The sequence below is a fragment of the Longilinea arvoryzae genome, assembly GCF_001050235.1.
GTDB lineage: Bacteria > Chloroflexota > Anaerolineae > Anaerolineales > Anaerolineaceae > Longilinea > Longilinea arvoryzae.
The window spans coordinates 3,567,243-3,579,425 of sequence record NZ_DF967972.1; the positions used below are offsets into that span (position 1 = coordinate 3,567,243).

A 12,183-nucleotide genomic window follows, 5' to 3' on the forward strand; every position below is an offset into this window, starting at 1 on the left:
AAAATGGCAGATCTTCCGATCGGAATATTCGATTCGGGCGTCGGCGGGCTATCGATTCTGCGCGCCATTCGCCAGCGCCTGCCCGCGCAGCCGGTGCTCTATCTGGGAGATCAGGCACACGTCCCGTACGGCCTGCGCACCCTGAAAGAAGTTCGCCACTTTTCGGAACAGATCACCCGCTTCTTATTGAGCCAGGGTGCGCGTCTGATCGTGGTCGCCTGCAACACCGCCTCGGCCGCCGCCCTGCATGAGCTGCGCGCGCAATTTCCGGAGGTGCCCTTCGTGGGTATGGAACCGGCCGTCAAGCCGGCTGCCGAACAAACGTTGACCGGCGTGGTCGGAGTCATCGCCACCCCGGCGACATTCCAGGGCCAGCTCTACGCCTCCGTGGTCGAACGGTTCGCCAACGGCGTCACCATTCTGCAGGATACCTGCCCCGGGCTGGTGACGGCCATCGAAAACGGCCAGCTCGATGCCCCCGAGACGCGCGCCATTCTGGAACGGGCCCTGATGCCCATGCTGGATCAGCATATCGACACCGTCGTCCTGGGCTGCACCCATTTCCCGTTTGTCATCCCCCTCATCCAACAAATCGTCGGCCCGCAGGTGCGTGTGATCGACCCGGCCCCGGCGATCGCCCGTCAGGTGGAACGATTGCTCGAGGGTCACGGCTGGCTTCCGACCGGTGACCAACCCGGCGTCGTGCGATCTTTTACCACCGCTGAAATTCAACCCTTCGAAACTTTATTGCAGCGCCTGATGCGCGAGAATTTTCAGGCCGATGCCTTGTGTTGGCAAGACGGCGAGCTGCACTCCTGACCTGGAACCGGCGAAGGCCCATCCGCTGAACCGCATAACGCATATGTTATACTAATCCATATCCCGATGGAGGCGTATAACGATGTCCAGAGTGGAAATTGATCTCGATCCAGTATCACACCTGACCACCGATGCCATTGGGCAGCCCGGCCAGCGTGTTTTTTATTTACAGGGCCGGCAGAACGAACGCGTGGTCACCTTATTGATCGAGAAGGTTCAGATCCAGAGCCTGGCCATGGGGTTGGACGATTTCTTGAAAGAGATCAACGAACGCTATCCCGGCCTGCCGGAAGCCTTGGACGACTATGATGAAAAGAGGATGCGCATCCTTCCGCCTGTCGATCCCGTTTTTCGGGTGGGTGAGATCGGTCTGGGGTATGACGCAGACCGCGATCTGGTGTGCCTGATCGCCCGTGAAATCCTCAGCGGCGATATGAAACCCGATGACGCCAGTGTGGCGCGTTTTTGGGTAACCCGCTCGCAGATGCGCGCCCTGACTCACTGGGGAATGGATGTCGCCAGCCATGGACGCCCGATTTGTCCGCAATGCGGCGAGCCCATGGACCCCGAAGGTCATTTTTGCCCCAAGAAAAACGGGCACAAGCATTGATCTTTTCGCTGCGCGCGACCTGCTGCGCAGTTTAAGTATCGTAGGTGAATGACATGTTCACAACCGCCCTGCGCGATAAGGAATCCATCCTGGCCGCTTTGCAGAACGGTAAATTAAGCCTGAAGGGTCAATTCGTCAACGGCTCGAATTACACCTTTCTGGCCGAGGTGGCCGTTTCCGAGGGTGTACTGCGCGCGGTATATAAACCGGTGCGCGGCGAGCAACCTCTGTGGGATTTTCCCGCCCAGAGCCTGGCGCGCCGCGAGGTCGCCGCATACCTGGTGAGCGAAGCCCTCGGTTGGGAACTGGTTCCCCCGACGGTATACCGCAAGCGGGGGCCGCTGGGCGCGGGCTCGCTGCAGTGGTTCGTCGAACATGACCCGGATCGCCATTATTTTACGTTTTCGGATCTCGAGAAAAAGCGCCTGAAACCGGTGGCCGTTTTCGACATGCTGATCAACAATGCCGATCGAAAAGCCGGCCACATTCTGCTGGGCGAGGCCGATCATTTGTGGCTGATCGATCACGGCATTTGTTTTCACGTCGAAGACAAACTGCGCACGGTCATCTGGGACTTTACCGGCCAGCCCATCCCACCCGATCTGTTGGAAGATATCCGCCGTTTTCTGGCGCTCCTGGAGAGCCCTGAAAGTCCGCTGCAAACCGGACTGAGACCGCTGCTCAGGCTGGCTGAAATTCGCCATCTGGCGGCGCGGGCGCGCCGGATACTCGAAAATCCGGTTTTTGCGGCGCCGGATCGCCATTATCGGACTTATCCCTGGCCGCCGGTATGAATCTTCCGGCTTGCGTTGTGGTTTTTAGCGGGGCATAATACAATCAGGTAACATTCGTGAGGAGGCTTTCATGAAACAAGTAACACTGGCGATGCTGGGTTTTGGCAATGTCGGTCGCGCATTCGTCCACCTCATTCAAGACAAACAGGCCATGCTGGAAAAGGATTTCAACCTGGATTTGATCGTCACCGGCATCCTCACCGGCCATCATGGCGCCGCCATCGATTCAGCCGGCATCAACCTGACCCGAGCGCTGGAACTGGCCGAGAACGGCCAATCCCTGGATACCCTCTCCTCCCAACCCGCCCCCGCCAACGGTGTCGATTTCATCTACGCCTGTTCGGCCGGCGTGATGCTGGAAACCACCCCGGTCAATCAATATACCGGGCAGCCTGCCATCAGTCACCTGCAGGCCGCGCTGAACAAGGGGATGCACGCCATCACCGCCAACAAGGGGCCCGTGGTACACGCCTACGCTGAATTGACCCGCCAGGCGGCTGCCCAGGGCAAGCGCTTCCTGTTCGAGGCGGCGGTCATGGACGGCGCGCCGATCTTCTCGCTCTTCCGCGGGCCGCTGCCAGCCATCGAACTGCAAGGCTTTCAGGGCATTCTCAATTCCTGCACCAACCTGTTGTTGGAACGCATGGCGAACGGCGAGAGTTTCGACGCAGCCGTGGATTACGCCCGCTCGATCGGCATCGCCGAAACCGATCCCAGCGCGGATGTCGATGGCTGGGACGCGGCCATCAAGGTCGCCGCGCTCTCGACCGTGCTGATGGGCATTCCGCTCACCCCGCAGCAGGTGGATCGCGAAGGCATCCGCGGCATCACCCCGCAGATGATCGCTGAAGCCCGTGCCGCCGGCGAGCGTTGGAAACTGGTGTGCAAAGCCCGCCGCCGCGGCGGACAGATCCTCGAAGCGCGCGTGCGCCCCGAGCGCGTCAGCCCGGATTCGCCGCTCTACAGCATCGGCGGGACCAGTTCGTATGTACAGTTCGAGACCGACGTCTTGCCCGGATTGGGCATCGTCGAATCGAACCCCGGCCCGCAAACCACGGCTTACGGCCTGCTGGCTGACCTGATCAACGCCCTGCGCAAGCAGTGATCGCCAATGGCTGATGTCTTCTGGTTGGGTAATTTTTCACTCCGGGACGATTTTTCGAAAGGTCTGCGTTCTCTCGGGTTGAAATCCGAATGGGTGCAGGAAGCCCATATTCTGGGCGACGCGCCCGAACTGCCCATCCAACCCGTATACCGTTGGCCTGGAGCGGCTTCTTCGGCCCATCGATTGCTTCACTTTGCCTGCCAGGCGTTGCAAAGCGGGGACCTGGATATCCTGCTGCTGGCCAGCGCTGACCAGGCATTCGTCCTGTCATCGCCAAAGGCGGCCGGACGTTGGAATTTGATGCCGCGCGCCAGTTTGAGTGATCACTTTAATTATTCGCCCGAGGCAACCCCGGACCAATTTCTGCCTGCGTTGGCTTTGCAATTAATAGTCAAAGAAATCGACCCGGACCAGGCCGGACTGGCCGCCGTGCTGGACCGGGATGAGTTCGCGCTTTCTCCAGCCTTCCCCAGGCTCGAGTGGCTGACTCAGGGTGAGCATAATTTCCTGGCAGGATTGATCCATTTGTGCACTGCGTTGGAGGAGCGTTCGGCCGGATTGGGGCTGCTTTTCACCCCCGGTCTGGCAACCGTGATCGAACGTATTTGAGGAAGAATGACGGAAACCATTTTTCTAGCCTTGGGCACCAATCTGGGCGATCGGGTGGAGAATCTGCGCGCCGCGTTGGAAGCGCTTTTGGCAGTGGTCGAAATCAAGCGGGTCTCGCCGGTCTACGAAACCCCACCCTGGGGAGTGACCGACCAGCCTGCTTTCTTGAACATGGTCCTGCAGGCTGAGACGGAACTCGATCCGCCCGGCCTGCTGCGCGCGTTAAAAGACATGGAGGTCAGGCTGGGGCGCAGGCCGAATGTCCGCTACGGGCCGCGCCTGATCGACCTGGACATCCTCTTCTACGGGCGACAGGTGGTCGAGCTCGAAAATCTCAGCATTCCGCACCCGCGCCTGCCCGAACGGGCCTTCGTGCTCGTCCCGCTGGCCGCCGTCGCGCCGGACCTGCGCCACCCGGTTTTACACAAGACCATCTCTGAATTGCTGGCGGCTGTCGATGCGAGTGAAATTCAACCCTTCGAGGCCGTGGTCTATGCGCCGAAAATCGAACCTGCCGGCCCGGCCGGGGGTTCGGCGCTGATTCACCTGCCGCCCTTTTCACCGGCAGCGCTGGGCAAGGGCCGCAAACCGGTCAGCGCCAATCTGAACGGCTATGTGTTTCGCAGCTCGGTTTTTCCGGAGAATCGGGTTCGCCAGTACCTGGTGATCAATGCTCAGATGCGCTCCGCGGCCAGCCTGGCGCAGGGTCAGGTGATCGCCGCCAGCCTGGTCCCCGACCGCGAGCCGCGCAGTGTGAGCCTGCCCGCGGACCTGGTGCAGGCTCTGGCCGCGGAATCCGCCGCGCAGGCTCGTTTTTCGGCCCTGGCGCTCTCCCACCAGCGCGAATACGTGAACTGGATCGAAGCTGCCAAAAGACCTGAGACACGGGCACGGCGGATCGCCGAAACCCTCCATAAATTGCTGGCCTGAAGAACGGAGAAGTCCATGTCACCCCTGGCTTACCCCCTGGATTGGGGTTCACGAACCTTCATCATGGGCATCCTGAATATCACTCCGGATAGTTTTTCAGGCGACGGCCTGATGCGCCAGGATGAAGTCATCGCCCACGCGCTTGAACAGGCGCGGCGATTCGTTGCCGCCGGCGCCGACATTCTCGATATCGGCGGTGAGAGCACCCGTCCCGGCGCCGCGAAGGTGAGCGCTGAGGAAGAAGTCGGACGCGTGATCCCGGTCGTCCGGACCCTGGTAAAGGAAGGCCTGGACGCCCTTATTTCGGTCGACACCTACAAGGCCGCGGTCATGCAGGCCGCCCTGGAGGCCGGCGCGCACTGGATCAACGATATCTGGGGCCTGCGGGCGGACCCTGACCTGGCCGGTGTGGCTGCCCGGAGCGGCGCGCCGCTGATCTTGATGCACAACCGCCGCCAACCCGTCGCCACCGAACAGCACAGCGGCCTGGGCGGGCGTTACGTCGGCGCGAATTACGAAGACCTGGTTCCGGATGTGTGCCGCGAACTGATGGAAAGCGTCAAGATCGCGATGGACGCCGGCGTGAAGAGCGAGAATATCATTCTGGATCCCGGCATCGGTTTTGCCAAGACTCGCGAACAAAATTTGGAACTGCTCGACCGGTTGGATGAAGTTCGGGGGTTGGGTTTCCCAATCCTGCTGGGCCCATCCCGCAAATCCTTTATTGGCTATACGCTTAACCTGCCGCCCGACCAGCGCGCCGAAGGCACCGCGGCCGCCGTCGCGGTGGGCATCGTCCGCGGCGCCGATATCATCCGCGTTCACGACGTGGAAATGATGGTCCGCGTGGCGCGCATGACGGACGCCATCGTTCGCCGCCGGCACTAAGACAAATCATCTTCGCGCGAAATTCTAATCATTTGCTAATCCAAAGTGATTTGTTTTGACCTCCGTGTAGTGGTATGCTTTACAATAAAGGTAAATATTAACCAAATATTTGCCACTCGATGGTTCCTCGCTTTACCAGGAGGTCGATGCAATGGCTTTATCCGCAGAAACCAAGCGGGAAATGTATTGGATGATGCTGCTCGCGCGCCGGTTGGATGAGCGTGCCTGGGTGCTGCACCGCCAGGGGAAAATCGCTTTCCACATCTCCGGCATCGGTCACGAGGCCGCCCAAATTGGGGCGGCCTTTGCATTGCGGCGCGGTTATGACTGGTTCACCCCGTATTACCGCGATCTGGCCTTGATGCTGGCGCTTGGGTACACGCCCACGGACTTTATGATGAGTCTTATGGGCAAAAAAGCCGACCCTGGCTCGGGCGGACGCCAAATGCCCAGCCACTGGAGCATGCGCAGCGCCAATGCCGTCAGCCATTCCGCCCCGGTTGCCACCCAAACGTCGCATGCAGCCGGGATCGGGCTGGCCATCAAACTTCACAAAGAGGATAAGGTGGTGCTGACCAGCGTCGGAGAGGGCGCCACCTCACAGGGTGAATGGTACGAAGGCGTCAACTGGGCGGCCGTCCACCGCCTGCCCGTCATCTTAATGGTGCAGAACAACCAATACGCGATTTCGGAGCCGCCCCAGACGCAGATGGCCGTTCCCGGCCCGGCCGATAAAGCCTGCGGGTTGGGCCTGCACGGCGAACGGGTCGACGGCACGGATGTGTTCGCCGTTTACGACGCGGTCAGCCAGGCCGTCGAGCGCGCGCGGAAGGGCGAAGGACCCAGCCTGATCGAAGCGCGATTGTACCGCATCACACCCCATTCATCCGATGATGATGACCGCACCTATCGTTCACGGGAAGAGGTGGAGGATCATAAGAAACGCGATCCGCTCCTGGTGGCGCAAACGGCGTTGAAGAAAGAGAAATCGCTGAGCAACGCCCAGGAGGATGAAATGGAAACCCGCGCCAGAGAAATGGTGGACGAAGCCGTCAAAGCGGCGGAAGCCGCCCCTTACCCGAGTCCGGATGAGGCCGCCTATCCCGTGTACGTCGAGGAGATCCGCCATGGCTGAAATTACCCTGATCGAAGCCGTTCGCCAGGCCATGGACGAAGAACTGGCCCGCGATGAAAACGTGTTCATCGTCGGTGAGGATGTGGGCAAGCGCGGGGGCGTATTCCGCGCCACCCAGGGCCTGTTCGAAAAGTACGGCGGCGAGCGCGTCATCGATTCACCCCTGGCCGAGCTTTCCATCGTCGGCGTGGGCATCGGCGCGGCCCTGTATGGGATGCTCCCCATCTGCGAAATCCAGTTCGCCGATTTCATCCACCCGGCGCTCAATCAGATCATCAACGAGGCCGCCAAGATGTGCTACCGCTCCAACGGGGCCTGGACCGTGCCCATGGTCATCCGCGCGCCTTACGGGGGTGGTATCGGCGGCGGCTTATACCATTCGCAGAGTCTGGAGGCGTTGTTCACCCACATCCCGGGCCTGAAGGTCGTCATTCCCTCCAGCCCGTACGACGCCAAAGGGCTGCTCAAATCCGCCGTGCGCGATCCCAACCCGGTGGTTTTCTTCGAGCCCAAGAAAGGCTACCGCCTGATCAAGGGCGAGGTGCCGGACGGAGAATTCACGGTCCCCATCGGCCCGGCCAACGTGACCCGCCCGGGCAGCGATTTGACCGTCTTCAGTTATGGCATGATGCATTATTACAGCCTGCAGGCGGCCGAAGAAGTGGCTAAAGAGGGCATCGATGCCGAAGTGGTCGACCTGCGCACGCTCTACCCGGTCGACCGGCAGACCATTTTGAACTCGGTCCGCAAGACCGGCAAGGCGCTCATCGTCCACGAAGACAACCTGACGGGCGGTTATGGGGCGGAAATCGCCGCCACCATCGCCGAGGGCGCCTTCACCGACCTGGACGCGCCCGTTCACCGTCTGGCCGGCCCGGATGTGCCCGCCGTGCCTTTCAGCCATCCCATGCAGGACTGGTTCATGCTCAATCCGGCCAAGATCGCCGAAGCCATCCGCCAATTGGCGCGGTATTAATTCGAGGAGGAAAAACATGGCAACGAAAGTAATCATGCCCCAGCTCGGCGAATCGGTGGTCGAAGGCACCGTGATGCAGTGGCTCAAGCACGAGGGCGATCAGATTGCCGAGTTCGAGTCGCTGCTCGAGATCAACACCGACAAAGTCAACTCGGAAATTCCCAGCCCCGCCAGCGGCGTCCTGCTAAAGATTCTGGTGCCCGAAGGGGAGACCGTGAGCGCCGGATCCACCATCGCCTGGATCGGGCAGCCCGGCGAGTCTCTCCCGGAAGGCGCACCCGACCAAACCCCGCGGGCTGAACCCGCCCGGGCCGCCCCTTCTGCAACTTCGGTTCCCACACCGGTGGCGGTGGGCCGCGATCGCGAACTGGGTTTTATTTCGCCAGTGGTGGCCCGGCTGGCCCGCGATCACAACGTCGATTTGCACGCCGTGAAAGGCAGCGGCGAAGGCGGGCGAATTACCAAGAAGGATGTGCTGGCTTACCTCGGGAGCACCAGCTCCTCCACCCAGCCCTCCGGGCAGGCCGAACCGGCCGCCTGGGAGACGCCCGGCGAAGGGGATCTCTTCCGCCCGACCGAAATGATGTTCCCGACCCAACCGCCTGCGCCTGTCCCCCAGACGCCCCCTGTTCCGCCCGCAGTGGCGTCTCAACCGCCCGCTGCCGGGAACGGTCGCCTGGTGCCGCATTCGCAGATGCGGAAACGCATTGCCGAGCATATGCTGTTCAGCAAGAACACCGCTCCGCATGTCACAACCGTGATGGAGGCGAATCTCCAGCAGGTTGTGGCCCACCGCGAGGCGAATAAGCCGCTCTTCGCCAGGGATGGCGTCAAATTGACCTATACGGCCTACTTCATGGCGGCTGCGGCCGCCGCCCTGCGGGCCAACCCTCTGGTCAATTCCTCCTGGCGCGAAGACGGGGTCTGGATTCACGACGCCGTCAACATCGGCATGGCTACCTCGCTGGGCGAGGAAGGCCTGATCGTGCCGGTCATCCAACAGGCCGACGGTCTGTCGCTGCTGGGATTGGCCCGCATCATCGAGGACCTGGCCGGCCGGGCGCGCGGTCACCGCCTGCAGCCTGACGAGGTCCAGGGTGGGACCTTCACCATCACCAACCACGGCACGGCCGGATCGCTGTTTGCCACGCCCATCATCAACCAGCCACAGTGCGCCATTCTCGGCGTCGGCGCCATTCAGAAGCGGGTCGTCGTCCTGGAAAACGACGCCATCGCCGTGCGCCCCATGGTCTATCTCTCCCTGACTTTCGACCACCGCATCCTGGACGGCGATTCGGCCGACCGCTTCTTGAGCAAGATCGTTTCGATCCTGGAAAAATGGAGCTAACGATTTCGCAAACGGACGAAGGCCGAGCGCCGGGTCTGTTTCACGTGTATAATCGAGGGAACGTATGCGAGTCAAGATCTCATCACCAAAACGAGGAATGCAATGAGTGAATATGATGTCGTCGTGATTGGCGCGGGTCCGGGCGGGTACGTCGCCGCCATTCGCGCCTCGCAACTTGGGTTGAAAACCGCAATCGTGGATAAGCAGTGGTTGGGCGGTGTATGCTTGAACGTGGGTTGCATTCCCTCCAAAGCGCTGCTGAAGAACGCCGAACTGGCGCACACCCTGCGCGAACGCGCCAAGGATTTTGGGATTTCCTTCGAGAATCTCAACCTCGATTATTCCGTCGCGGTCAAACGCAGCCGCCAGGTCTCCGATCGGTTGACGAAGGGGGTTGGCTTCTTGATGAAGAAGAACAACATCGATGTCTACATGGGGACCGCCAGACTGACCGGCAAGACCTCCGTGGCTGTGACCGACAAGGACGGCAAGGTTCAGGACCTGATCGCGAAGAACATTATCGTCGCCACCGGCGCCTTTTCTTCCACCATCCCGGGAGTCACTGTGGATGGCGAGAAGATCGTTTCTTATAAAGAAGCCATCCTGCAGGAAAAACGTCCCGAATCGGTCGTCATCATCGGCGGCGGAGCCATTGGCATGGAGTTTGCCACCGTGTGGAGCGGTTATGGCTCGAAAGTGACCATTGTCGAAATGCTCCCGCGCGTTCTCCCGCTGGAAGACGAAGAAGTCAGCAGCGAGCTGACCAAGGCTTTCAAGAAACGCGGCGTGAAAATCCTCGCCGGGCATAAGGTGCAATCGGTCCAGGCCACCGAAACCGGCGTCAAGGTTGTCGTCAGCGTGGACGGTCAGGAGACGGCACTGGAAGCCGAACAGGCCCTGATGGCCATCGGTTTCAAGCCCAACAGCCTGAACATCGGCCTCGAAGAAGCCGGCGTCGAACTGAATGAACGCAAGTTCGTCAAGATCGACGAGAAAATGCAGACCAGCGTTCCAAACATCTTCGCCATCGGCGACGTGACCGGGCAGGTCCTTCTGGCTCACGTTGCGTCGGCCCAGGGCATCATCGCCGCCGAGAACATCGCCGGCGTCGAGACCATCACACTGGATTACCGCATGATGCCGCATGCCACTTACTGCCAGCCCCAGGTTGCTTCCTTCGGTTACACCGAAGCGCAGGCCAAAGAGGCCGGTTTCGAAATCAAGGTTGGGCGCTTCCCCTTCCAGCCCAACGGCAAGGCGCTGGGTATGGGCGAGACGACCGGTTTCGTCAAGATCGTCACCGATGCCTCGACCGGCGAGATCCTCGGCGCACACATGGTCGGTCCGGATGTGAGCGAATTGCTGCCCGAATTGACGCTGGCTCAGCGCATGGAACTGACCACCGAAGAGATCGCGCGCAACGTGCACGCCCACCCCACCCTCAGCGAGGCCATCATGGAGGCTGCCGAAGCCGCCGAAGGCCATTCAATCTCGATTTAAACTCGTAATTTTGTACGAAGCCAAACATGGGACGCGCGGAAATTGCGTCCCATGTTTTTAATTCTGGATGCCAGCCCTGGAGTCTGTGTTTATAGAATTCTAATAGGCCTATGCTATAATCCACCCGAAAGGGTGCCTTATGTTCAATAAAATTATCCGCATTCTGGGGGGAGACCCTCTCAGGCGTGAAGTCGAACGATTATCCCAGATTGTCGAACAGATCAACGTTCTCGAACCCGAGTTCGAAGCATTGAGCGACGATCAGTTGAGCGCAAAAACCGACGAATTCAAACAGCGCCTCGCCAACGATGAGACGCTGGATGACCTGCTGCCGGAGGCATTCGCTGCCGTACGCGAGGCCAGTAAGCGGACCATCGGGCTGCGGCATTACGACGTGCAATTGATCGGCGGCATGGTGCTCCATCACGGGAAGATCGCCGAGATGCGCACCGGCGAAGGCAAAACGCTGGTCGCCACGCTCCCGCTGTACCTCAACGCGCTGGCCGGTAAAGGCGCGCATCTGGTAACCGTCAATGATTATCTGGCCCGCCGCGATGCCCGCTGGATGGCCCCCATTTACAACCTGCTGGGCATGAGCGTGGGCGTCCTGCAGATGGCCTCGCGCACCGAAAACGGCAAGAAAGCCTTCATCGTCGACCTGGAAAAGAGCTCGCCCTTCGAAGATCAGCATCAACTCCGCATGGTCGACCGCAGCGAAGCCTATAAAGCCGACATCACCTACGGCATGAACAGCGAGTACGGTTTCGACTTCCTGCGAGACAATCTGACCTACAGCCTGGCGGAACGCGTACAGCGCGGCCATTTTTACGCCATCGTCGATGAAGTCGACAATATCCTCATCGATGAGGCCCGCACGCCGCTCATCATTTCCGGACCGGCCGCTGACGACGCCGAATGGTACATTCGCATGGCGCAGGTGGTGCGCGCGTTGAAGCCGGAAGATTACGAGATCAGTGAGAAGGACCGCACGGTCTCCCTGACCGAGGCAGGTTCAGCGCACGTGGAAGAACTGCTGGATATGCCCCTGCGCGATCCGGAACGCCCGGAAGATATCACCCCCGAACAGGCGCGTGTGATGGGCTTCCTCGAACAGGGCCTGCGCGCGCAATACCTCTTCCACCGCAACAAGGATTACCTCGTCCAGGCGGGCAAAGTCGTCATCGTCGATGAATTCACCGGCCGGTTGATGCCCGGACGGCGCTGGTCCGAAGGCCTGCACCAGGCCATCGAAGCCAAGGAAGGCGTGAAGGTCGAGCCCGAGAACGTCACCTATGCCACCATTACTATTCAAAATTACTTCCGCATGTACGAAAAGCTGGCCGGGATGACCGGCACCGGCCTGACCGAAGCGGAAGAATTCCACAAGATTTACAAGCTGGAAGTCCAACCCATCCCGACCAACCTGGAATTCGCGGCCATGCGCGCAAACGCCGATCTGGCCGAAGTGG

General features: G+C 60.5%; 11 protein-coding genes and 1 pseudogene. All 12 read left to right on the top strand.

Annotated features, from left to right (window positions below; genetic code table 11):
* Positions 1–3: 3 nt before the first annotated feature.
* The gene (gene murI, locus LARV_RS16005) at positions 4–819 is read left to right on the top strand and encodes a glutamate racemase (RefSeq protein ID WP_075074579.1); all 816 of its coding nucleotides are present in this window, start codon (positions 4–6) and stop codon (positions 817–819) included.
* An 82-nt stretch (positions 820–901) separates the two neighbouring features.
* Positions 902–1,429 (top strand): DUF3090 domain-containing protein, encoded by a 528-nt coding sequence (locus LARV_RS16010; RefSeq protein ID WP_075074580.1) that lies wholly within the window; start codon positions 902–904, stop codon positions 1,427–1,429.
* A 53-nt stretch (positions 1,430–1,482) separates the two neighbouring features.
* Positions 1,483–2,223 carry an SCO1664 family protein gene (locus tag LARV_RS16015; RefSeq protein WP_075074581.1) on the top strand — a complete coding sequence of 247 codons (741 nt, stop codon included), beginning with the start codon at positions 1,483–1,485 and terminating at the stop codon, positions 2,221–2,223.
* Positions 2,224–2,293: 70 nt separating this feature from the next.
* Positions 2,294–3,328 carry a homoserine dehydrogenase gene (locus tag LARV_RS16020; RefSeq protein WP_075074582.1) on the top strand — a complete coding sequence of 345 codons (1,035 nt, stop codon included), beginning with the start codon at positions 2,294–2,296 and terminating at the stop codon, positions 3,326–3,328.
* Positions 3,329–3,334: 6 nt separating this feature from the next.
* Positions 3,335–3,937: a hypothetical protein gene (locus LARV_RS16025; RefSeq protein WP_075074583.1), complete on the top strand. Its 603-nt coding sequence runs from the start codon at positions 3,335–3,337 to the stop codon at positions 3,935–3,937.
* 6 nt (positions 3,938–3,943) lie between these two features.
* A complete protein-coding gene (folK, locus tag LARV_RS16030) occupies positions 3,944–4,867 on the top strand; it encodes a 2-amino-4-hydroxy-6-hydroxymethyldihydropteridine diphosphokinase (protein ID WP_075074584.1) in 924 nt (307 codons plus the stop codon).
* Between the two features lie 15 nt (positions 4,868–4,882).
* Positions 4,883–5,755: a dihydropteroate synthase gene (gene folP / locus LARV_RS16035; protein ID WP_075074585.1), complete on the top strand. Its 873-nt coding sequence runs from the start codon at positions 4,883–4,885 to the stop codon at positions 5,753–5,755.
* A 151-nt stretch (positions 5,756–5,906) separates the two neighbouring features.
* Positions 5,907–6,890: a thiamine pyrophosphate-dependent dehydrogenase E1 component subunit alpha gene (locus LARV_RS16040; RefSeq protein WP_075074586.1), complete on the top strand. Its 984-nt coding sequence runs from the start codon at positions 5,907–5,909 to the stop codon at positions 6,888–6,890.
* Positions 6,883–7,866, top strand: coding sequence for an alpha-ketoacid dehydrogenase subunit beta (locus tag LARV_RS16045; protein ID WP_075074587.1), 984 nt, complete (start codon positions 6,883–6,885; stop codon positions 7,864–7,866). Before LARV_RS16040 ends, LARV_RS16045 begins: the two co-directional genes overlap by 8 nt.
* A 16-nt stretch (positions 7,867–7,882) precedes the next feature.
* On the top strand, positions 7,883–9,214 hold the full coding sequence (locus tag LARV_RS16050) for a dihydrolipoamide acetyltransferase family protein (protein WP_075074588.1): 1,332 nt from the start codon (positions 7,883–7,885) through the stop codon (positions 9,212–9,214).
* Between the two features lie 102 nt (positions 9,215–9,316).
* Complete coding sequence (gene lpdA, locus LARV_RS16055) at positions 9,317–10,714, top strand: dihydrolipoyl dehydrogenase (protein WP_075074589.1); 1,398 nt, start codon at positions 9,317–9,319, stop codon at positions 10,712–10,714.
* Positions 10,715–10,853: 139 nt separating this feature from the next.
* Positions 10,854–12,155 (top strand): annotated as a pseudogene (locus LARV_RS20970) (preprotein translocase subunit SecA); the annotation flags it as partial.
* Positions 12,156–12,183 lie beyond the last annotated feature (28 nt).